Below are 23,616 nucleotides of genomic sequence, written 5' to 3' on the forward strand. Positions count from 1 at the left end.
TGGCAGGATGGAATTCTGATTTCCTCGTAGAACTACTTGATGCAGACTGGAATCCTCCTTGTAATAAAATAGATTCCAGTAAAAAATGATTGTAATGCGTCAGCCCTGAATGGCTTTTATGCTATGCGGTAATGGGAGAAGCAGGAAAAACCCGTTGTAAAGAGATTGTCACATCAAGCACATAATCCCGTAATATCCTGCCCGTACTTTTGTGTAAATCAATATAAAAACGTATGTATTTACGAAAACATTACCGCACAATCGTCCTTTCGGACATTCATTTGGGAACAACTCACTCGAAAGTAGAGGAAGTTAGCCAATTGCTTCGCTCGGTGAACTGTGATAAACTCATCCTGAACGGAGATATCATTGACGGCTGGCACATGAAGAAGAACGGAACTCGGAAATGGCAGCCGGCACATACACAATTCTTCAAGATTATCATGAAACTGATGGAGAAATGTGGAACGGAGGTGATTTACGTTCGTGGAAATCACGATGACTTTCTGGATAATCTGGCTCCCATTCGCTTTGCGAATATTCAGATCGTAAAAGATTATGTATTGAAGAGTGAAGGGAAATCGTACTTCGTTACACACGGAGATATCTTCGACCGGGTAACGACTCAGATGAAATGGCTGGCACTCTTGGGCGATATGGGTTATACGTTTTTACTTTGGTTTAATGGCTGGTACAACAAATACCGCACGTGGAGGGGAAAACCTTATTTCTCGCTTTCACAGCGGATTAAACAGAAGGTTAAGTCGGCGGTTTCGTATATATCGGATTTCGAGAAAACCTTGTCAGACTTTGCCTTGGCCCGTAAGTATGATGGAATTATCTGCGGACATATCCATCATCCGGACAATACCTATTATGGCAAGATTCATTATTTGAATTCGGGCGACTGGGTAGAAACGATGTCGGCACTGGCAGAAGACGAGAACGGCAACTGGAGCATTCTCTATTATTCAGACGTAGAAATGGAGCCTGCTCTGGCCGAAGAAAACAGAACAACCATCCAATCCATATCATCAGCCTCATGAAATATATCTTTATCGTACAGGGAGAAGGGCGCGGACATCTGACGCAATGTATGGCGCTGGAAGAGATTTTACGCAAGAATGGGCATGAAGTGGTGGAAATCCTGGTTGGAAAAAGTCAGTCCCGTCAATTGCCGGACTTCTTTATGCGAAGCATTCAAGCTCCGATTCGTCGGTTTGAGAGTCCGAATTTCTTACCAACGGCTTCCAACAAGCGGAACAATATCCTGCGGAGCGTAGGGTATAATCTGCTGAAAGTACCGACCTATCTGAAGAGTATGCGCTTTATTAAAGAACGGATTCGGGAAACGCAGGCAGAAGTCGTCGTTAACTTCTATGAACTCCTGACCGGCTTGACTTATGCACTTTATCATATCAAGGTACCACAAATTTGTATTGGACATCAATATCTATTCTTACATAAAAACTTCCATCTTCCGGAGATCAACAAGGCGGAAATTCAACTCTTAAACATTTTTTCCCAACTGACTTGCTTGGGCGCAAGCAAGAAACTGGCTCTTTCATTTACAAAAATGGAAGACGACAACGACCACCGTATTTGCATCGTGCCGCCATTACTCCGGAAGGAAGTTTTTTCTATGCAGGCTACAACCGGCAATTACATACATGGCTATATGGTTAATGCCGGATTTGCAGAGAATGTCATGGCGTGGCATCAACGTTGTCCGGAGACGGAGTTGCGTTTCTTCTGGGACCGGAAAGGAGAAAAGGAAGTAAAAGTAATCGATGAAACCTTGTCTTTTCATCCACTCGACGACAAAGCTTTCTTAAAGCAGATGAGCGGATGCAAGGCTTACGCCAGTACGGCCGGATTTGAATCAGTCTGCGAAGCCATGTATCTGGGGAAACCGATTCTGATGGTTCCGGCTCATATCGAACAAGATTGCAATGCGCAAGATGCAGCCCGTAGCGGAGCCGGCATTGTTTCCGATGATTTCGATCTGGACAGGCTGCTTCGGTTTGCCGGGCAGTATAAACCCAATCCGTCATTCCGGACCTGGGTAAACAGCGCGCCTTATGTCATTCTGCATGCCTTAGAACCCGAGCCGCATGATTTGCCTTATCTTTCCGGTCAGGTACGGATGGCATAGAATTACGGATGATAATGAACAAAAAGTAACAATAAAAATAACGTTTTATCAATATAATTCATAACTTTAGCAAGTTTTCAGTATCTATTTACCATTGATATGCTTCCTATTCGGAAGGATACAATCATAAACAGATCGAAGTCCCACTTTATAAGGCCATAGCTTTATAGGGTGAGACTAAACTTGTTTCTTTATTTAATTATTAATATGAAAGCTGTAATGAAAATAAAGGAGAACAAAAATTATTTGCCAAGAGACATCAGTTGGATGTATTTTAACCGTCGGATCTTGCAGGAAGCATGTCGAGACAATGTCCCTTTGTTGGAGCGTTTGTCTTTCTTGGGAATTTATTCGAATAACTTGGATGAATTCTTCCGGGTGCGTGTGGCTTCGCAAAGCCGGATTGCCGAATGTGAAGACAAGGCAGCCCAGAAAAACAGACGGGAAGCCTTATCCATCTTGAAAGAAATCAATAAGCTGAATGCCGAATATTCCAAAGAATATGAATATGCTACCCGAGAAGTAACCAAGAAATTGAAGGAAGAAAACATCTATCTCTTGCGCGATGATGAGGTTGATGACGAACAGCTGGCTTTTATCCGGAACTTCTATATGCAACATCTGAACGGTGCGGTTATTCCGGTATGGTTCTCTGCCATCAAACAGTTGGATGTTGAGAACGACGAGAATATATATCTGGCAGTAAGAATGTTCAGGAAGAAGGTAAAGAAACGCACGCCGGAGTATGCATTCCTGGCATTGCCTGTAAATACGTGTGGCCGTTTTATCCGACTGCCGGATGCAGGTGAGAAACGTTATCTGATGTACTTGGACGATGTAATCCGCTGTTGTTTGCCCATGATCTTCTGCGGACAGGAATTTACAGATTATGAGGCGTATTCGTTTAAGTTTACACGCGATGCCGAAATGGAAATCGACAACGACCTGCGGAACGGTATGCTGCAGAAGATTTCTAAAGGAGTCAAGAGTCGTAAACGCGGAGAGCCTTTGCGTGTCGTCTATGATTCGACCATGCCGAAAGGGTTGTTGAAACAGGTTCTTTCTACCTTATGTTTGGATAAATTGGATACAGTCTTGGCCGGAGGCCGATATCATAACCATAAAGATCTGATGAAGTTCCCTGATTGTGGGCGGAAAGATCTGAAATATCCGGTATGGACACCGATCCTGAAAGAGGAATTGTCCGGAACGGAAAGTATTTTCAAGTTGATTCGGGAGAAAGACCGTTTCATTCATGTGCCCTATCATAGCTTTGACTCGTATGTACGGGTGCTGCAGGAAGCGGCCGTGAGCAAGGAAGTGAAAAGCATCAAGACAACGCTCTATCGTCTGGCTAAAGATTCCAAGGTCGTTAAAGCCTTGATCGGGGCGGCCCGGAATGGTAAAAAGGTGACAGTTGTCATTGAACTGTTGGCCCGTTTCGATGAAGCCTCCAATATTGACTGGTCGAAGAAGATGCAAGATGCCGGTATCCATGTAATCTTTGGGGTGGAAGGATTGAAGGTGCATTCCAAAATCACGCATATAACCATGCGTTCGGGGAATGATATTGCCTGTATCAGTACGGGAAACTTTCACGAAGGAAACGCCCGGTCTTATACCGATTATATGTTGATGACGGCCTACAAACCGATTGTCAGGGATGTCAATGCGGTATTCGATTTTATCGAACGTCCGTATTCGCCGATTCGCTTCAAGGAATTGCTGGTTTCTCCGAATGAAATGAAGCAGAAGTTTGTCCGGCTTATCAACGATGAGATTCGTAATAAGGAAATGGGCAAGCCGGCTTATATCAAGATAAAGATTAATCATATCACGGATATCGTGATGGTTAAGAAACTGTATGAGGCGGCAGAGAAAGGAGTTCCGGTAGATTTACTTGTCCGTGGAAACTGTTCTCTGTTTACGGATTTACCTGAGTTGAATGGTAACTTACGTATTCATGGAATCATTGACCGTTATCTGGAACATTCACGGATTTTTATCTTTGGAGCAGGAGGAACCGAGAAGATGTTTATCGGTTCGGCCGACTGGATGCCGAGAAACTTGGATAACCGAATTGAAGTTGTCACGCCTGTGTATAATCCGGAGATCAAAGCCGACCTGAAACAGGTTGTGGAATTTGGATTGAATGATACACTTCAGGGACGAATTGTGGACGGTACAGGAGAAAATCAGTTCCCTGATGAGGAAGAACAAGGCGTGTTCCGTTCGCAAGAAGCGCTTTACAACTATTATTTATCGAAAGAAAATTCACACGAATAATATGAAAACGAAAAGTTATGGTGCGATCGATATTGGTTCCAATGCAGTTCGATTGCTGATTAAGAAAGTATCACGAAAGGAAAGTACCGGAGAAGACAAGTTCTCGAAGATATTATTGTTGCGCGTTCCGTTGCGTTTGGGTTTCGATGTGTTCGAGAAAGGCGAAATCAGTCCGGTAAAAGAAGAACGGATGCGTCGCCTGATGAAAGCCTATCGTCACTTGATGAAGATTTATGAGGTAGAATCTTTTCGGGCATGTGCTACTTCGGCCATGCGTGATGCCAAGAATGGAAAAGCGATTATCAAGAAGATACGGAAAACAACCGGTATTAATATTGAGATCATTGATGGTCAGGAGGAAGCTCAGATGATTTATAATAATCATGTGGAGTGCAGGGAAGACCAGAATGGCAATTATATGTATGTCGATGTTGGTGGTGGTAGTACGGAAATCAATCTCTTGATAGAAGGAAAGCTTGTTTATTCCAAGTCATTCAATATCGGTACGGTTCGTATTCTGACAGGTGGTGTAACCGAAGCAGCCTGGCATCAGATGCGGGATGAGATTGGTCGAGTAACGAAGAATCATGCCGAGATCAATATCATCGGTTCCGGTGGTAATATCAATAAACTGTATCGGTTGATCGAGAAGAAAGACAAGAAGCGGAAACGGATTCCGATTGCTTCTCTGCAGAATATGTACGACAAGTTGAAAGTTCTGACACCCGAAGCGCGCATGGAAACCTTTAATCTGAAGCCAGACCGGGCTGATGTTATTGTTCCTGCTTCTGAGATATTCTTATGTATCGCCGAAGTGATTCATGCGAATTATATCTATGTGCCGGAAATCGGACTTTCGGATGGTATTATAGATAATCTATATGCTGCCGACAAGGCCAAAGAAATGAAGGAAAACAAATAAATCATTGTTTAATCTATATAAAACGAATAGCATGAGAAACATTTCAAGAAGAGATGCGATCAAATCTATTTTGGCTGGTGGAGCCATGGTTTCGGCTACTCCGTTGATTTCGGCAGGAAATCTGCTTGGAAATCCTTCGGCTGCAAGCGAACCGTTGAAAGGAAATATTCATCATTCAGTAAGTAAATGGTGTTTTGGAGATATTCCACTGGATGAGTTCTGTGAGATTTGCAAACGCATCGGTATTGAGTCGGTGGAATTATTGGATCCGGTAGATTGGCCGACGGTAAAGAAACATGGATTGACTGTCGCTATGGCGCAAGGTGCCGGTTTAGGTATCGACCGTGGTTTCAATGATCCGCAGTTGCATGATGAATTGGTGGCCAGTTACGAGAAAGTCATTCCGATGGTTGCCGAAGCCGGATTGACGAATCTGATCTGTTTTGCCGGACGAAGAAATGGAGTGACGGATCTGCAAGGCTGGGAAAATTGCGAGAAAGGCTTGAAACGTCTGCTCCCTATTGCTGAGAAGTATCATGTCGTACTGACCATGGAGTTGCTGAATAGCGTAGGGCATAAAGACTATCTGTGTGATCATACGGTTTGGGGCGTTGAATTATGCCGTCGGTTAGGTTCTCCTAACTTCAAGCTCTTGTATGATATTTATCATATGCAGATTATGGAAGGTAACATTATTGAGAATATCCGTAAGTATCATACTTATTTCTCTCATATTCATACGGGCGGTTCTCCCGGACGGGCAGAGATCGATGAGACACAGGAATTATATTATCCGGCTATTATGCGAGCTTTGGTCGATGTCGGTTATAAAGGTTTTGTCGGTCAGGAATTTGTTCCTAAGCAGAAAGATAAGATTGCCTCTTTAGAGAAATGTATCCGTATTTGTGATGTATAAAACTGAAACGGACAATGGGTAAAAGAAGAAATCCCATTGTCCGTTTTCTTATTCTGTAGTAAGATAAACTTGCAGACTAATTTACAAACGTGTATCAACCTTTAAACTGCCAAAACCCGGCAAGCTCCTACATAGCGCTTTTGATAATAAGCTTCCGTAGAGGAAGAAATACAAACGCCGGAACGGCTGGCATGAATGAATGAGAATGAACCCGTCTGATGATTGACTTCCGTTACAATTCCTACATGTCCAATTTGACTGCTGTTACGGGAACCACTGAAAAATACCAAATCTCCTTTGTGTAATTCCTTGCAATCGCATATTTGTGTGCCTTGCGTAAATTGTGAACGGGAAGAATGTGTAAGCTGTATATTTTCTTTCTTGAAGACATACGACGTAAATCCGGAACAATCGAAACCAACCTTTGGATTCATTCGTCCGCTCCGATACGGAACACCAATATATTTCATGGCCCGTTGTACAATATCGTTGCCGGTTGTTATCTTGGTCGAATCGTTTGAAGTGTTGGCATAGCCTGAAAGGATTACCGGAAATGACAGTAATAACGAAATGAATAATGTATAGAGTCGTCTCTTCATCTTCTCAGAATTTGATAGTTATACATCTTTAAAACGGTATCCAAAGTTACAAGAATGCTTAGTTAATGGCAAATATCTTCATTTCTTTTGGGAAAGTCTAAAGTTTCTTTACGAACTGATATAAAAATGGGTTTGTTAGGAAACAATTCTTCTTATTTCTGAAAAGAAGTGATAAGAAAGGCTAATGGTAATCGATTCGGATATGAATAGAGGCACATCACACAGTGCCTCTATTCTTGTTGGACTTGATTCGTTTTACCGTATCTGGAACTTGTATCCGAAAGATAATCCGAAAATACCAGACATTTCATCCGGAATAACGGTTTGATAGGCATGAATACCGCCAAACCATCGGTTGTATTCCAATCCTATTTCGGCAGAAATACCGAAATCATAGTCATTACCCAGCTGTGCATAAGGCCCCAGATTAAAACGCCAGGTCACTTCTTTCACCGGAAGCCGATAGGAAGCATAAACCGGAATATGTAATAGACTGACATTGTTGCTGGATTGCTGGTGACAACTCAGGAAAGAAATTCCGGGTTGCAGATAAAAATGTTCGGTCAGTGGAATGGAAACCATTGTACCAATATTATACCCGCACATGCAGTTCTCTCCTGATTCATACGGAGCAATCAGATTTATTCCTACTCGCGGCTCTAACTCAACGGCTTTTTCTTGTGCCGAAGCAGCCGTTGCCATGCCTAAGGCAAGGACTGCCATCATCATTTTCTTCATTTCTTTCACTCTCCTTTTATGTGTTATATGATTAACTTATTTGTGTGACTATTTCAAAAACGAAAACCGGCTTCTATTATTGTTTTGAGAATTGTTTAAAAACAAAAAGTTCTCAGTAACGGCTTTCCCGTCTGAGAACTTTCTGGTCTTGTCTGTTTTTTATGCTGACTTATTTATTCGGCATACATGGCTTCGATTTGTTCTGCATAGTGTTCGGATACAACGCGTCGGCGTAACTTCAATGTGTCAGTCAGTTCACCACTTTCCATCGTAAAGGGAGCAGGAAGCAACGTGAAGCGTTTGATCTTTTCGAAAGCAGCCAATTCACTTTGATGCTCTTCGATGTGTGCCTGAATCAATTTATGAATCATTTCATGTTGCAATAATTCTGCCCGTGTTGAATAGGAGATGTGTTGTTCCTTGGCGTAGTCTTCTAGCAAAGCATAGTTCGGTACAACCAAAGCACTGACAAACTTCCGCTGGTCGCCAATCACAGCTACCTGATCTATATACGGATCACTTGTAATACTTAACTCGATGGCCTGCGGAGCGATGTATTTACCGTTCGAAGTCTTATACAAATCTTTAATACGTTCCAGGAAATACAATGTATTGCCTTCTAACCGTCCGGCATCGCCTGTTCGGAAATAGCCGTCTTCGGTAAAGGCCGCCGCATTTTCTTCCGGCCGGTTGTAATATCCTGCCATAACCGTCTTTCCTTTGACTAAGATTTCGTTGTTCGACGGATCAATACGTACTTGTAGATCCGGTTGCAGCACGCCTAACGAACCTATTTCATAATTCTCTTCCGGGAAGAAACAAACCGTAGCCGTTGTTTCACTCAATCCGTAGCCATAGCGGATAGGAATGTTGACTGACAATAAGAATTCCAATACCTTGTCGGATAAAGGAGCACCGGCAACCGGGAAGAAACGTCCGTTTTGAATCCCGACTACCCGCTTCAGCAAGGTGAAGACTGTACGGTTGTAAAACTCAAACTTCAGCTTCAGCGACAAAGGCGGCTTAATGCCTTTCCGGCGATATTCCAGATTATACAAACGTCCGGTCTCAATGGCGTCTTTAAAGATCTTTTGTGCCGAAGGAGAAGAGGTACGGATCTTCTCTTGTACACCAATATAGACTTTTTCCCAAAAACGCGGCACGCTCGACATCGTCGTAGGTGCTACTTCTGGCAGTGTCTTTTGTATCAGTTTCGGATCATGATTAATAGCTACTTTGACACCTTTCATCAGACAAACACAAGTCCATCCTTTCTCAAAGATATGCGTCAAAGGCAAGAAACACATTGAAGTGTCTTTGTCGGTCACTTGCGGGATACGCAGATCATGTGTCCGCATAGCTTCCAGATAATTGGCATGTGTCAATACTACGCCTTTTGAATTGCCTGTTGTACCAGACGTATATATAATAGTAGCCACATCTTCCGGCCGGGCTTGCGAAGTACGGATCTTTACCTGCGATTCGGCATGTGCATTGTTCCCCAGGCGGATGAAGTCATCAAAGTAAACTGAAGTCTTGTCTTCCGGATTCAAACGAACCGACGAATCAAAGACAACAAGCTTACGCAAGATGTTCGGCAATTGTTTCTGCACGATCCATGCATTATTGTATTGTAACTGTTCACCGACAAACAGTGTATGGATATTGGCGTCTTTCACGATATAGGCAACTTGTGCCGGAGAGCTGGTTGCATACATCGGAATATCTACAATCCGGTTTGCATAGGCACCGAAGCTTGTGTATAAACACTGAGGCATGTTTTGTGAATACATACCAATGTTTTCTTGCACACCAATTCCGCTATCGGCCATGGCTTCTGCTGTCAGGCGCACATTCTCTGCAAACTGGATCCATGAAATCTTTGACCATTTGCCTGTAGCGTCATCCCGATATTTCAAAGCTGTACGGTTTCCGTATTTAGCAGCCTGCCGATGAATCAACTCGGCAAAGTGATAGTAAGTCATAATTTGTTTTTTTTAATTCTGCTGCAAATGTAGTTTATTCTTTATTCACAAACCAATATTTCCTAAAAAATTACACACTATTATTGAAAATGTGCAATAATGGAGGCCTATGTCACTGGTTTTTCCTATAAAATATAGGTGGAAGACAGTCTTTTCCTGTTTTTATCTGTTGAGGTTCTGCTTGATTTTTTATCGTTTCACCTTTGTGGAACGATCTCTTCACCCCTGTGGAACGATCATTCCACCCTTGTGAAACGATCGTCCCACAAGGGTGAAATGGTATAATTCCTATAACTATCAGATATGATTCTCGGGAGATCTCCTTATCATTCATATTGGTTGACCGGCTGTTTTACTTATTTATAAATCGGGTTGACAGATTTCCCGATTATTTATTCTGTTGGAATCCGACCAGATTATTGCTTGATCGAAATCAAATGCAACTTAAATATAGTTAAATAATAGTAGTATGTATTGCATAGTACATTATAAATTGATACATTCGCAGTAGTAAATTAAAAAGAAGTTGAAAATCAACATAAACAAAAGGCAATGAATGCGGAGAACGTTAAATCACAGATGAGAAAAGGAACACTTGAGTATTGTATCCTTCTCTTGTTGAAGAAAGAGCCGGCTTATACCTCTGATATTATTCAGAAGTTGCAGGAAGCCCGCTTGATTGTAGTGGAAGGGACTTTATATCCGCTGCTGACCCGCTTGAAAAACAGCGGTCTGCTCAGCTATCAATGGATAGAATCTACGCAAGGACCACCTCGGAAGTACTACCAGCTGACGGAGTCGGGCGAGGAATTCCTTCAGGAACTGGAAGCCTCATGGCAACAGTTGAACGATACGATTAACCATATAAAAAACAATTAACAGTATATGAAAAAGACACTTACTATCAACCTGGGAGGTTCGGTGTTTCACATAGATGAAGATGCTTATCAGCTCCTCGACAAATATTTGAGTAACCTGCGTATCCATTTTAAGAAAGAAGAAGGATCCGACGAAATCATGAACGACTTCGAGTTACGTATCTCTGAACTTTTCTCGGAAAGGACTCGTTTGGGCTATCAGGTAATCAGTATCGAGCAGGTAGAAGAAGTTATCAAACGGATGGGTAAGCCGGAAGAAATCTTCGAGGAAGAAATTCAAGATGAACATAAAAGTACGATATATGATACAGCAACCCAAATGGGTGCGCAGAGTCAGACCCATACACACAAGCGTTTGATGCGTGATCCTGATAATAAGATATTAGGAGGTGTTGCGGGTGGTTTTGCAGCCTATACCGGTTGGGATGCAACGGCAATACGAATCATTCTCTTCCTGCTGATGTTTTATTACGGAATTACTATTCCGATTTATCTGGTCCTTTGGCTGATTATTCCACAGGCTCGGACCGCTACGGAAAAACTGGAAATGCGTGGTGAAAGCGTCACGATAGAAAACATCGGCAAAACCGTAACCGATGGATTTGAAAAGGTGAGTAACAACGTTTCCGACTATGTAAGCTCGGAAAAGCCCCGTAACTTTTTCCAGAAGCTTGGTGATATCTTTGTACAGGTAGTCGGCTTTATCTTGAAATTCGTTGTTATTTTGGCCGGAATCATCCTGTTGCCGGGACTTTTATTCGGCGTGTTGATCATGCTTGTAGCCGTCTTTGCTTTACTGGTCGGCGGATCGAGTGTCCTTTACCATCTTTCACCGTTTGGCATGGATTGGTATTTAGGAGCGCCCAGTTCGTTAGTCATTATGGGATGTATCGGTTGCGTCTTGTTGTTTGGAGTTCCTTTATTCTATATCGGAAGTGCGATAGCGACCTCGTTGTTCCACACCAAACCACTGCCCGATACTGGTAAATGGACGTTGGTCATTCTGTGGGTTATCTCATTTATCCTGTTAGGAATCTATTTCTATCAGACAGGAATCAACGGATGGAACTCATTGGATTGGTCGAATACCTCTTATTATATTCTATAACGGATAGAAGGGTTACGAAGAAGAATCAGACAACAAATGGCTTTAACAGCGGATTGTTGGTAACATCAAGCCTTTTGTCGTGTTCTGTTGGTGCGGCAAAAGGCAATCCTTTTCTCGAACATGACGGATTTGTTTGAGGAAATAGGGAACAACTGAAGGAATAAAAAAAGAGGCCGATCTTCTCAGAGAGGCCTCTTCCCTTTTTAAGGTCAACAAATTTTATGAGTAAAAACCACTAATGAATTTTAATTTGTAGTGCAAATATACACAATATATTTGTATTTACCTAATAAATTCGATCATTTATACACAAAACGCACTTTTTCTGCCACAGCAGCCAATTCTTCTTGTGTCATTTCTTTTTTCTTTCCGAAAAAGTTCATGTCCGACTCTTTTGTAATCGGAATTAAATGAATGTGCGCATGAGGAACTTCAAGTCCCATAACGGCCAAACCAACCCGTTTGCACTCGATAGCTGTTTCCAAAGCCCGAGCGACACGTTTGGCAAAAGCCATCATTCGTCCTAACATCGGGTCATCGATGTCGAAGATATAATCCACTTCTTTCTTGGGAATAACCAATGTATGTCCCACTGCGACTGGATTGATATCCAGAAAGGCGAAGAATTCGTCGTCTTCCGCAATTTTATGGCAAGGAATTTCACCTGCCACAATTCTACTGAATATTGTTGCCATACTCTAAAATATTAAATAGAAATATCCATGATTTCGAAGTTCATGATACCAGAAGGTACTTTGATTTCGACGATATCACCCACTTTCTTACCCAGCAGTCCTTGAGCGATTGGTGTACTGATAGCGATCTTGCCTTCTTTCAGGTTTGCTTCTGAATCAGAAACCAACATATAGGTCATGACTGCATTGTTTTTCGTATTCTTAATCTTTACTTTATTCAAGATCTGTACTTCGTCTGTTTGTACACGCGATTCGTCGATCAGGCGGGCATTGGCAATCAAACCTTTCAGTTGGGCCAGTTTGGCTTCCATAATGCCTTGAGCTTCCTTGGCTGCATCGTATTCTGCATTTTCAGACAAGTCACCTTTATCACGAGCTTCAGCAATCTGAGCTGAGATTTCCGGACGTTTCACGGTTTCCAGATAATTAATTTCGGCTAAAATCTTATTATAACCTTCTTCTGTCATATAGCTAACCGCCATAATAATTCCTCCTTAAATGTTTATTTGTTTTGTTTATATTCGATTTACTAACCACACAATAAAAAAAGAATCCCGGCCAATCACTTTTGACCGGAACTCTTATTTTATAATGTAAAGACTTCGCAAATGTAAGTGAAGTTTTTGAATTGCACCAATTAAACCGACTGCTTTATAACATATCGTTACTTGCCTTAATTGGCACGTTTTCTGTATATAAGAGCTTACAAAGCTGCTTCAAGATCTTTTTCCAACTGCTTGATATTGTCTGAACGTTTGATGATATTTCCTTTCTTGTCGAGAATGAAAATAGCCGGCAGTTGCTTGACATTATACAAAGATGCCACCTGCGAATAAACGGTTTTCGGATCGCGTACACACGTCCAAGGAAGGTTTGAAGCTGCATTCATCCAGAAGTGTTTGTCGGCATCCAGTGAAATCTGATAAATCAGCAGTCCGTTGTCTTTGTATTTTGTGTATAAACGATTCAATTCCATGTTCAGAGCAGGCGACCATTCTGCCTGATAAGCTGTAAAGTTTACAATGACCGGACGTCCTTTGGATATTTCCGACAGCTTGATTGGCGTGCTGTATAAGTCCGGCAATTCAATATCCAGGAACGTGATCTCGGTTGTCTTTACATCCGACAGATCCAGCTTCCGTTGTGCACGGATAAACTTGATGGATTGAAGAGCCAGATTATGCAATTGTTTCGAACGCGGATTCTCCGGATAAAAATGATCATAGCTTGTGGCTACGGCTCCGTAAGCCTGAGAATCTTTCTTGTCATACAAGTCGAAGAATAACAATCCGTCTACTTGCTGGAACAAGGCATAATAGGCAACCGTCGACATCGGTGCGCCAAAAATGTACTTTAGAGCCACTTCTTTGTAAGCAGAAGATGCCTCCAATACTTTACGCCGGTAAACGGAATCTTCCATGTGTTTATGTTCGTATTCCTTGCGTAACTTCTGGATAGCCTGGTTCGCATCCAGCTGAGCCAGCGTAATTGTCTTGATTGCCTTACAGTTTTCCGAGCCTTCTACTTTATACGAGGTTGCAAATGTACCGGCATCAGCCAAGATCTTGATTGTCTCGGTAGAGTCAACAGCAAAGTTGATCAACTGATTCTTCAGACGCAACCGGTAAAAGTCTGGATATTCCGGACGAGGTTGAGTGAATTCAAATGTTCCTGCTGCATTCAATTTCACAGAATCCAGCATACTTACGGATGATACACCGACATTCTCCAAATACATGATTTGTCCTTCTGCTCCTGAAACGACACCTTCAACCGTGAAATTATTATCTTTCTTACAAGAAGTAACAGACAAAAGCGCTAAGAACAAATAAATATAACGAGTTACAGCTTTCATATTCTCTAATAATTAATCTATTTCTCGTTGCAAATATACATTATTTTACACTTTTACACTATGAATTCGGAAATTATCCTTTATTTTTATAGGAAAAGTTCTATTCAGGCAATTATTTAATAGCTTTTTAATTCGGTTAGCGGCAAACTTTCATTAACTTTGCGACAATTTTATAGATGAGAAAAAATAAGATAAGATTATGCTTAATCCAATTAACAAGACAATCGAGTTGAGTGATGGAAGAACCATCACCATCGAGACGGGAAAATTGGCCAAACAAGCCGACGGTGCAGTTACCGTCCGAATGGGCAATACCGTGTTGCTGGCAACTGTTTGTGCCGCTAAAGATGCCAATCCCGGAGTTGATTTCATGCCACTGCAAGTAGAATATAAGGAGAAATTCTCCGCTTTCGGACGTTTTCCAGGAGGCTTTACTAAGCGAGAAGGAAAAGCTTCTGACTACGAAATCTTGACAGCACGTTTGGTTGACCGTGCTTTGCGTCCTTTATTCCCCGACAATTACCACGCAGAAGTTTATGTAAATATTATATTGTTCTCTGCTGATGGCGAAGATATGCCGGATGCATTGGCAGGTTTGGCCGCTTCAGCTGCATTGGCTGTTTCGGATATTCCATTTAATGGCCCGATTTCAGAAGTACGCGTTGCTCGTGTAGATGGCCAGTTCGTAATCAACCCGACATTCTCTCAGTTGGAAAAAGCAGACATCGATATTATGGTAGGTGCCACTTTGGATAACATCATGATGGTGGAAGGCGAAATGAACGAAGTTCAGGAGTCTGAAATGCTTGATGCTATCAAGGCAGCTCACGAAGCAATCAAGGTACAGTGCCAGGCTCAAATGGAATTGATGGAAGCTTGTGGCAAAACTGTAAAACGTGAATATTGTCATGAAGTAAACGATGATGATTTGCGTAAGGATGTACATGATAAATGTTATGCTAAGGCTTATGCCGTAGCTACTTCAGGTACAGACAAGCATCAGCGTGCTGAAGCTTTCGACGCAATCGTTGAAGAATATAAGTCTCAGTTTACGGAAGAAGAACTGACTGAAGAGAAAGTCGGTATGATCGACCGTTACTATCACGATGTTGAGAAGGAAGCTATGCGTCGTGCTATCTTGGATGAAGGAAAACGTTTGGATGGTCGTAAGACTACAGAGATTCGTCCGATCTGGATTGAAACAGATTGTTTGCCTGGTCCTCATGGTTCAGCTATCTTTACACGTGGTGAGACTCAGTCTTTGTCAACTGTAACATTAGGAACCAAAGATGACGAGAAGATTATCGACGACGTTTTGGTTCACGACAAAGAACGTTTCTTATTGCACTATAATTTCCCACCATTCTCTACCGGAGAAGCGAAAGCACAGCGTGGCGTTGGTCGCCGTGAGATTGGTCATGGTCACTTGGCTTGGCGTGCATTGAAACGGATGATTCCGGAAGACTATCCATATGTTGTTCGTGTTATGTCTGATATCTTGGAATCAAATGGATCTTCTTCTATGGCAACTGTATGTGCCGGAACATTGGCTTTACGTGATGCCGGTGTACCAATGAAGAAGCCGGTTTCTGGTATTGCTATGGGATTGATTTCAGAAAATCATGGAACTAATTATGCAATCTTGTCAGATATCTTGGGTGATGAAGACCACTTGGGAGATATGGACTTCAAGGTTACAGGTACAAAAGATGGTATTACTGCTACCCAGATGGATATCAAGGTAGACGGTTTGTCATACGAAATTCTGGAAAACGCTTTAGCGCAGGCTCGTGAAGGCCGTATGTATATCTTGAATAAGATTACAGAAGCTCAACCGGAAACACGTGCTGATTTGAAACCTCATGCTCCGCGTATCGAAACATTGACGGTAGCTAAAGAATTTATCGGTGCTATTATTGGCCCGGGCGGTAAGATTATTCAGGGTATTCAGGAAAAGACGGGTGCAACTATTTCTATTGAAGAAGTTGATGGCGTAGGTAAAGTTGAAATCTCTGCTAGCAATAAAGAAGTGATTGATGCAGCTATGCGTGCTATCAAGTCAATTGTTGCTGTACCGGAAATCGGTGAAGTTTACGAAGGAAAGATTTCTTCTATCATGCCGTATGGTGCTTTCGTAGAATTCATGCCGGGTAAAGATGGTTTGCTGCACATCTCAGAAATTGACTGGAGACGTTTGGAAACAGTTGAACAGGCTGGTTTGAAGGAAGGCGATACAATTACAGTGAAGCTGTTGGATATCGATCCGAAGACAGGAAAGTTCAAGTTGTCTCACAAAGCTTTGCTGCCTAAACCGGAAGGCTTTGAAGAAAGAGCTCCCAGAAGTGAACGTGCGCAACGCCAAGAAAAAGGACCTCGTAACAACAATCATGGTCCGCGTCCCGAGCGTCAACATAATCAGGGTTAAACATCCTCTATCAGAGGAATAAATAAGAAGAGACCGATGCGATAATAGGAAATCAGGCTCTTCATCCTTAAAAAGTACGCCATTCACTTGTTGGAAGGCGTACTTTTTATTTATAGGGATACGTTATATCTTTGTTTGGGTTATTCAGTTTACAATCTTACATCAATTCATCATCCATGAAGACCGTTATTGTTTTCTTTAGTATTATATCTTGCCTTTTCATAACTCCCGTATTCGCTCAAATCAGTCATGGTGGGAAACCATTACCTTATCTCTTGACGCGATCAGCAGAAGAAAACTTATTTGAATCCATGCCTTCTTTTGACTTGGAGGAACAACTTCGTTTGGATTCCATGGAATACAACGGATTGCGAAATTCCAATCGGTTTGCCTATAAGTTTATCACTGATTTTACACCTGAAAATGCTGGTGTAACTTATACTTTGGCAGACGGAACACGTGTTTGGAGACTTGGAATTCGTTCTGCCGGTGCTGTTTCTTTGAATTTGCTGTTCACGGAATACGAATTGCCTGAAGGAGCAAGTCTTTTCATCTATGATCCGGAACAAAAACAGGTGAAAGGAAGTTTTACCAGTCAGAATAATTCCGAGCGTCGGATACTGCCTGTTTCTCCTATTTACGGAGAGGAACTTATCATTGAATATCAGGAGCCGGCGAACAGCGTTTTTCATGGAAAGTTAAGAATAGGAGAAGTAAACCATGGTTACCGTTCAATACAAAGGGTTACCGAACCTACTAGCGAACCTAGCGGCTATGCTTGTATTCTTCCTCTGATTTGTTCTTTGCCGGATGGTGATCCTTATCAGGAAGTCGGACGGAGTGTGGTTGAACTCATCGTGGATGGTGTCTATTATTGTACGGGATCACTTATCAATAATACAAATCAAGACGGGAAACCTTATTTATTGACGGCTTCGCATTGCCTGAATGAAGACTTTATCTTAAAGAATCCGGATTACGAAGAAATAGCCGGCAAGATTATTGCCTTCTTCAATTATAATAGTCCGAGTTGCGAATCTCCGATGCGGGGAACGGAAGAGATGTCGATGGTCTCAACTTATTGCCGGGCTATTAACGAGAGTACGGATATGGCTTTGCTGGAATTGACAGAAATACCACCTATATATTATCGTCCTTACTATGCAGGGTGGAATGCGACAACCTCTTCTTCGGGTACTTATGCCTGTATTCAGCATCCAGGAGGAGCGACCAAACGTTTTAGTCTGGCAGAAAAGGTTCAATTGGATAGCTTCAAGGATAGCGGATACAATTTTGCTTCCAATAGTTTCTGGCATGTGCCGGAGTGGACACAAGGAAGTACAGCTGAAGGTTCGTCCGGTTCTCCTTTACTAGACGGAGACAATCGCATTCTGGGTGCGCTTACCGGGGGCAGATCTTACTGTTATTTTCCTTACAATGACTATTTTTACTCCTTATATTATTCGTGGGAAGCCAATGAAGAAAGTGAACATCAATTAAAGTCTTGGTTAGCTCCGAACCGGACAGACCGACTTTGTGACGGTATGGATCCGTATGCTGCTTCTCCTGCTTTTCGGTTAAGTCATGTAATAGAGAACGGCAAATATGATCTGATTGAAACAAGCCAGTCTGACGAGACTTATTTGTTTGGTCTCAACGGTTCCTCAAAAGAATACGCAGAGCAATATACGACTTCGGCTGCCGCACATGTGTATGGTTGCTATTTGGTGACTCCCAGTTTTTCGGGAAGAAATACATTAGACGTAGATATTTGTCTGTATACGGGTAAAGATAAACCAGAGACGTTGGTTGCTACGAAGAAATTCAATCCGATTTTGCAATATACTGATGGCAGTACGTCCGGAGAAACAAGTAAACCATTGTATCGTTCACAAGAACATTTCATCGCATTTGATACACCTGTAGAGGTCGGCAGTAGTTTCTTTGTTGGATATCGTATCAACAACGAGGTTAATTTCTGTACCTATAACATTCAAAAAGGAGAAATGACACAAAACAGTGCCTGGATAAAGCAAGGAGAAGAATGGATAGAAGCGTCACAAGCTTCAGGTATTGGATTCAATACGGCTTTGTTTATCGATCCCGTTGTTTCTTATTATACAAAAACTACCGGTAATGAATTGTTGGCTTCAGAACTGGATATACAGGTGAATGTGATGCGGAAAGATAAAAGAATTGATTTGATCTTTCCGGAAAATCCTTCAGGAGCGCATTATCGGTTGGTTGATTTCGCCGGGAAAATTATCGACTCTCAGATGATTCAGGAGGCACAATCAACCTGGAGTTATCCTTATATTTCAAGCGGAATATATTTGCTTTCCATCCAACAAGGCGATCAGATCATTACACGTAAAATCGTCTTTTAAAGATGCAGCCGGAAGATTATTCTTCCTGTGCTGCTTTCTTTTGTTTCTCGTAGGCTTCCAGATCGGCGCGGCTACGGCTTTGCGTAACGAAAAAGACACCGGTAAAGACCAGAATTACGGCAATTACCTTTAGCAGGTTGAACTGGTCCATTCCCCAAATAACCGCAACGATACTGGCTACAATAGGCTGTACATAGTTATACATGCTGGTTACGGTCGGGCGTAAGGTACGTTGTCCGATAGGAACCAACAGGTAGCTGATAAAGGTTGCACAGAAGACAACCATGAAGATACCGCCTATCAGTTTATAGTCCATAGCCATCCAGTCTGTTTTTACCAGTTCGTTGTACGAAAATGGTATCATGCAAACGGAGGCATAGGTAAACATCCATTTCATCAGTGTGATAGGAGAGTAGCGAGAGATCAGTCCTTTGTAGAAAACCAGGTAACAGGCAAAACAGAATTGGGCAAACAGGCAGAGCAAATCGCCCCAGATGTTTCCTGACTGGCTGGAATTTTGCACTTGTTGTCCGCTGAAGATAAGGAGCAATGCGCCGGTTGCTCCCATGAATACGCCAATCAGTTTCTTGCCGGTAACCGGTTCACGTAAATATAAGGCGGCAATGATCATCGTCAGAATCGGCGAACTGGTTGTTACAATCGAGGCATTGATAGGAGAGGTCATGCTTAGTCCGAAGATATATGAACCTTGGTTAAAGACAATGCCCAGCATGGATGCGAAGAATAGGGAAAGCATATCTTTATGGTTGACATGTTCCTGTTTGGTAAAGAATGAAACCAACCAAAACAGAAGTGCAGCTCCGAACATCCGGCAATCGGTTAAAACCAAAGGCGACAAGAGCGCACCCGAGAGAACAAACTTTCCAACAGGCGCCATCAGTCCCCACATCAATTCCGCTCCAAACATAGCGGCGTGTCCTTTTACTTCTTTTGTTGTCATATAAATACAAGAAAAGGTCCCTCCGAAGAAGGACCTTTTACTATTAAATGATTACTGAATAATCTCAATTATTTTACCAATGCAGCGAAATCAGAGTTTGTTGCATATTTAGCAAATTCCAAATCGATAGCAGCTTCTTTCTTCAAAGAACCATCTTTAGCGATAGCAGCCTTCAAGTTGCTTACTACACCGTTAGCATCGTTTGTACGAGCAGCAACGATAGCCTTCAAATAAGAAGTGATAGCATCAGGATTAGGAACAGCGTTCAAAGTCTGAGAAGCTTTGTTGTAATCTTTTGTCAAGATCTGAGCCAAAGCAGCGTTGTTAGACTTAACTGAACCAAATGAATTAGCAGCCTTAGCCCATTCGCCTTGTTCCAAGTACAGAACACCCAGAGCTTCGCTTAATTCAGCAACACCAGAAGCGCTACCGAACAACTGCTGAGCCTTAGCTTGGTCACCCTTAGTCAAAGCGATCAAACCTAAGTTCATGTTAGCTTCCGGATTATTCTTAACAGAGTTAGCTTTGTTGAACATTTGTTCAGCCTTAGCTAAATCACCTGCGCGGAATGCCATCATACCAACGTTGTTCCAAGTACGATAGTCGTTCGGATACAATTCAGAAGCTTTGTTATAGATAGCTGTCTTTTCAGCATCGTTGTTAGTCAATGTAGCAGCGTACAGAATTTCTTCTACGTTCAAAGCCTTCGGATCGTTCTTAGCCAAAGCCGAGATTTCGTCATCAGACTTACCGATGATTTCGATGTTAGCAACCAAACGAGAACGACGCAACTGCGGCAGGATTTCGTCAGCCAATGTGCTGAATACAGAAGAGATGTTCTTGATTTCCTGTTCGCGTTGTTCAGGATCGCTATACATAGACAATACACGCAAAACCAAATCCTTATCCTGGATGTTTGATTTAGAAACCAATTCCTGGAATCCTTCCCAGTCCTGAGCAGTATATTTAGCATCTACAGGAACGTCAACTTTCATCTTCTTCAATTCCTTAGCCAAATATTTGTCTGTATTCTTTTCACGTCTTTCAGCCAAACCTGTGTTCAGTTCAACACCACCATCAGGAGAAGCATAAGCCTGGATTTCGATAGCTACATTCTGGTTAGGAGCTTCGTCAGCGTTCTTAACCAAGTCTTTCCAGTCAGAGATTTCATCTTTCTTCAATTCTTTTGAACGAAGTTCAGCCTGCTGGATCAAGAACATGATGCTTGCATCGTGAGCTTCTTTGATGATACGCTGGAATTTGTCGGCTGCGATAGCAGCGTTAGCAGTAGCAGCATCAGCCAAAGCTGAAGTAGCCAATACGCCTTCACCGATCTTTACATCCGGCAATTTAACTGTTTTGTTTTTGATCTTTGCATCGAAAGTCAGGAACAATTCAGATTTCTTCATTTCAGGTTTGTAAGTGAAAGAAGATTTCATTGTTACGTTTGCACCTTCTTTGTAAGGGATAACCTGGTTGTTGCCTTTTACTTTTTCACCTTGGTAAGTGTAAGCAGTTCCCCAAGCTTCACCACCCTGATAACGCAATACCGGAGTGATAGTTACAACAGCTTTCTTGTTAAACCATTTAGCCGGGATAGTAGCATTGATGGTTACAGGAACTTTACCACCGATAGCTTCCAGAGGTTGAGGCTCAGCCTTAATGTACTCTTCTGCCAGCGGTTTCAACTTGTTAGAACAAGAAGAAAAAGCCAGAATTGCTGCCAATAAAAAGAATGGCAATAAAAACTTTTTGTTCATAATTACTGTAAGTTTAAAATGTTATAATGATTCTTTTTTACTTCAATTCAATAAACCTTTCATTATTAAGGTGCAAAACTAAAGTATTTTTCTTTACATTGTAACTTGTAGGTGATAAAATCGTGCGGATTAAGACTTATTAATAAATTGATAACTACATTTTTGTCTTTCTCTGCCTTTTTATCAACGGACACATCTTTACAATGAGCTCACAAAAATACCCTAATTTTTTTTAATGTAGACGATTTTTGCGGTAAAAAATGTTCTTTAGCCATAAAAATCGGATTTTCATCATCTTCTTTTTTTCTTTGTTTCGTATCCGGATGATAGGTCATTAAAACCAGATCTTCGTTTTCTTTCATATTTTTGACAGATGTGCTAAAGCTTTTCTATATATGTAGTAAAACTTTAGCACGTATATGGAAAAGCTTTTCGACAGCTGTCAAAAAATTAATTTGTAACGGGATTTGTACTTCACCGTATCCGATTCTGTATTTGGAGTATATTATTCCGCATGAAAAAACTCCAGTGCTTGCTTGGGAAAGAAACACTGGAGTCGGAAAAATGCTACCCACGAAATTCACATCCGGTGAGCGAGCGATAAAAGAGGTATCAAGTAGCTGCGTTTATTCTCAACACCTTTTCTCTGTCAACCTCACGATAAACGCCCCAACGACTTGAGATAAGCCGTTTCTTGTATCTTGTAATTGGTCTGTGCTTCGATGAGATGGCTGTAGGCTTCCTGCCAGCGTGTCTGCGCATCCAGCAAATCGACCAAAGTCTTCATTTGTTCTTGATAATTCAACCGTGTAATCCGTAAAGCTTCTTGGGCTTGGGCTAAAGCTTTCTGTGCCGTCTCAATCAGTTGATAGGCATCAATCAGGCTGCGCTTCTGCTGCTCTACTTCGATAGCCATCAATTCTTTGTTGTGTTCGAACAGTAACCGGCTATTGGTCGCCTCTACCTTGGCTTTCTTTACTTTCCTGTAATTTTCTCCGAAGTGATAGAGGGGAATACTGGCCGAGAGCATCAAAGTCCCAACACCATCCGAGTTTGTTATATCTCCTACTTTAAAACCTCCGTAGTAAGAATAGCCGGCACTAAAACCGATGGATGGTAGATAGGAGGCTCTGGAGATCTTGATGTTTTGTTCTTTCAACTGGATGTTTTTTTCCAACAGTTTTAATTCGGGACGAGAAGAAAAGTCGGAATCCAGGATGGCCGGTGTCAGTTCTTCTACCACAATCGTAGTATCAGTCGGGATAACGTCTGTATCAAACGGGACGCCGATTTTTTGACACAAGGCCAATCGGGCGAGTTCTTTCCCGGTTAATGCCCGTTTCAGCTGGTATTCTATCTGGCTTTTTTCACTTTCGATGGTCAGCAAGTCGTTGCGGGTCGCCATTTCCACGTCTACGCTTACCTGTGTCTGTTGTAAAAGCTCATCCATTTGTCGTTTATAATCTTCGAGCAACTTTACCTTTTGGCAAACGGATACATACAGCCAGTAGGCTTCGTCGGCATCGGCTACTACATCGGCTGTTTCTTTCTGCCGGTTCAACTGGCTCATTTCTGCCCCGATACGAGCCGATTGGTAACCGGCTCGTATCTTACCACCGGTATAAATCGGTTGAGAAACAGATATGCCGGCCAGATAAACACCTTTCATGCTTAAATTGACTCCTTCCTGGATGGTGTATTCCTTGGGTGAGTAGAAAGTTCCGGCCATGCCGCTCACATCCGGAAAGAAATTGGATTTAGCCAATTGTTTCTCGATCTCTGCATTCAATTGATTGTTGTCTGCCACTTGCAGTGACTTATTGGATTCGCAAGCCATTTGGCGACAAACTTCGTTGGATATTTCCAAACGTGCTTGTCCCCACGTGCGGAACGGAGATAGGAAACATCCTATACCTATAATATATATAAGAAACTTTTTCATGTTT

19 protein-coding genes are annotated in these 23,616 nt (G+C 42.1%); 9 read left to right on the top strand and 10 right to left on the bottom strand.

Going from position 1 to position 23,616, the window contains the following annotated elements; genetic code table 11:
• The first annotated feature begins 233 nt into the window (after window positions 1-233).
• The 5 genes from MUN53_RS12055 to MUN53_RS12075 all read left to right on the top strand — a co-directional run bounded on the left by MUN53_RS12055 (window position 234) and on the right by MUN53_RS12075 (window position 6,279).
• Window positions 234-1,046, top strand: a complete 813-nt coding sequence (locus MUN53_RS12055) for a UDP-2,3-diacylglucosamine diphosphatase (RefSeq protein ID WP_243325654.1) — start codon at window positions 234-236, stop codon at window positions 1,044-1,046.
• The gene (locus MUN53_RS12060) at window positions 1,043-2,155 is read left to right on the top strand and encodes a glycosyltransferase family protein (RefSeq protein ID WP_243325657.1); all 1,113 of its coding nucleotides are present in this window, start codon (window positions 1,043-1,045) and stop codon (window positions 2,153-2,155) included. The genes MUN53_RS12055 and MUN53_RS12060 overlap by 4 nt, the downstream gene beginning before the upstream one ends.
• Window positions 2,156-2,362: 207 nt before the next feature.
• Window positions 2,363-4,441 (top strand): RNA degradosome polyphosphate kinase, encoded by a 2,079-nt coding sequence (locus MUN53_RS12065; RefSeq protein ID WP_243325659.1) that lies wholly within the window; start codon window positions 2,363-2,365, stop codon window positions 4,439-4,441.
• A gap of 1 nt (window position 4,442) precedes the next feature.
• Window positions 4,443-5,363 (top strand): Ppx/GppA phosphatase family protein, encoded by a 921-nt coding sequence (locus MUN53_RS12070; protein ID WP_243325661.1) that lies wholly within the window; start codon window positions 4,443-4,445, stop codon window positions 5,361-5,363.
• A gap of 31 nt (window positions 5,364-5,394) precedes the next feature.
• Window positions 5,395-6,279, top strand: coding sequence for a hydroxypyruvate isomerase family protein (locus tag MUN53_RS12075; RefSeq protein WP_243325663.1), 885 nt, complete (start codon window positions 5,395-5,397; stop codon window positions 6,277-6,279).
• 101 nt (window positions 6,280-6,380) lie between these two features.
• Here MUN53_RS12075 and MUN53_RS12080 read toward each other — a convergent pair whose 3' ends face one another.
• From MUN53_RS12080 to MUN53_RS12090, 3 genes are all read right to left on the bottom strand, one after another.
• Window positions 6,381-6,878 carry a C40 family peptidase gene (locus tag MUN53_RS12080; protein ID WP_022456550.1) on the bottom strand — a complete coding sequence of 166 codons (498 nt, stop codon included), beginning with the start codon at window positions 6,876-6,878 and terminating at the stop codon, window positions 6,381-6,383.
• A 255-nt stretch (window positions 6,879-7,133) separates the two neighbouring features.
• The gene (locus tag MUN53_RS12085) at window positions 7,134-7,616 is read right to left on the bottom strand and encodes a porin family protein (RefSeq protein WP_243325665.1); all 483 of its coding nucleotides are present in this window, start codon (window positions 7,614-7,616) and stop codon (window positions 7,134-7,136) included.
• Between the two features lie 173 nt (window positions 7,617-7,789).
• On the bottom strand, window positions 7,790-9,601 hold the full coding sequence (locus MUN53_RS12090) for an AMP-dependent synthetase/ligase (protein ID WP_022456548.1): 1,812 nt from the start codon (window positions 9,599-9,601) through the stop codon (window positions 7,790-7,792).
• Window positions 9,602-10,153: 552 nt separating this feature from the next.
• Between MUN53_RS12090 and MUN53_RS12095 the strand changes: the two genes are divergently transcribed.
• Together MUN53_RS12095 and MUN53_RS12100 are read left to right on the top strand one after the other, a co-directional pair.
• Entirely contained in the window at window positions 10,154-10,480 is a 327-nt protein-coding gene (locus MUN53_RS12095; RefSeq protein ID WP_022456547.1) for a PadR family transcriptional regulator, read from the top strand.
• Between the two features lie 6 nt (window positions 10,481-10,486).
• Window positions 10,487-11,587 carry a PspC domain-containing protein gene (locus MUN53_RS12100; RefSeq protein ID WP_243325667.1) on the top strand — a complete coding sequence of 367 codons (1,101 nt, stop codon included), beginning with the start codon at window positions 10,487-10,489 and terminating at the stop codon, window positions 11,585-11,587.
• Between the two features lie 299 nt (window positions 11,588-11,886).
• Here MUN53_RS12100 and MUN53_RS12105 read toward each other — a convergent pair whose 3' ends face one another.
• The 3 genes from MUN53_RS12105 to MUN53_RS12115 all read right to left on the bottom strand — a co-directional run bounded on the left by MUN53_RS12105 (window position 11,887) and on the right by MUN53_RS12115 (window position 14,137).
• Window positions 11,887-12,282 carry an HIT family protein gene (locus tag MUN53_RS12105; RefSeq protein WP_022456545.1) on the bottom strand — a complete coding sequence of 132 codons (396 nt, stop codon included), beginning with the start codon at window positions 12,280-12,282 and terminating at the stop codon, window positions 11,887-11,889.
• A gap of 11 nt (window positions 12,283-12,293) precedes the next feature.
• The gene (greA, locus tag MUN53_RS12110; RefSeq protein ID WP_022456544.1) at window positions 12,294-12,764 is read right to left on the bottom strand and encodes a transcription elongation factor GreA; all 471 of its coding nucleotides are present in this window, start codon (window positions 12,762-12,764) and stop codon (window positions 12,294-12,296) included.
• Window positions 12,765-12,985: 221 nt separating this feature from the next.
• Window positions 12,986-14,137: a TlpA disulfide reductase family protein gene (locus MUN53_RS12115; protein ID WP_243325669.1), complete on the bottom strand. Its 1,152-nt coding sequence runs from the start codon at window positions 14,135-14,137 to the stop codon at window positions 12,986-12,988.
• A 199-nt stretch (window positions 14,138-14,336) separates the two neighbouring features.
• Between MUN53_RS12115 and pnp the strand changes: the two genes are divergently transcribed.
• Both pnp and MUN53_RS12125 read left to right on the top strand, forming a co-directional pair.
• Window positions 14,337-16,562 (top strand): polyribonucleotide nucleotidyltransferase, encoded by a 2,226-nt coding sequence (gene pnp / locus MUN53_RS12120; protein ID WP_022456542.1) that lies wholly within the window; start codon window positions 14,337-14,339, stop codon window positions 16,560-16,562.
• A 176-nt stretch (window positions 16,563-16,738) separates the two neighbouring features.
• Window positions 16,739-18,949, top strand: coding sequence for a trypsin-like peptidase domain-containing protein (locus MUN53_RS12125; protein WP_243325672.1), 2,211 nt, complete (start codon window positions 16,739-16,741; stop codon window positions 18,947-18,949).
• A gap of 16 nt (window positions 18,950-18,965) precedes the next feature.
• Here MUN53_RS12125 and MUN53_RS12130 read toward each other — a convergent pair whose 3' ends face one another.
• From MUN53_RS12130 to MUN53_RS12145, 4 genes are all read right to left on the bottom strand, one after another.
• A complete protein-coding gene (locus MUN53_RS12130; RefSeq protein ID WP_243325674.1) occupies window positions 18,966-19,910 on the bottom strand; it encodes a DMT family transporter in 945 nt (314 codons plus the stop codon).
• Between the two features lie 68 nt (window positions 19,911-19,978).
• Window positions 19,979-21,670 carry a tetratricopeptide repeat protein gene (locus MUN53_RS12135; RefSeq protein ID WP_022456539.1) on the bottom strand — a complete coding sequence of 564 codons (1,692 nt, stop codon included), beginning with the start codon at window positions 21,668-21,670 and terminating at the stop codon, window positions 19,979-19,981.
• Between the two features lie 209 nt (window positions 21,671-21,879).
• The gene (locus tag MUN53_RS12140) at window positions 21,880-22,032 is read right to left on the bottom strand and encodes a hypothetical protein (protein WP_243325676.1); all 153 of its coding nucleotides are present in this window, start codon (window positions 22,030-22,032) and stop codon (window positions 21,880-21,882) included.
• Between the two features lie 293 nt (window positions 22,033-22,325).
• Window positions 22,326-23,612, bottom strand: coding sequence for a TolC family protein (locus MUN53_RS12145; protein ID WP_243325677.1), 1,287 nt, complete (start codon window positions 23,610-23,612; stop codon window positions 22,326-22,328).
• Window positions 23,613-23,616: the final 4 nt, after the last annotated feature.

It is taken from the genome of Parabacteroides faecalis (assembly GCF_022809355.1).
GTDB lineage: Bacteria > Bacteroidota > Bacteroidia > Bacteroidales > Tannerellaceae > Parabacteroides > Parabacteroides faecalis.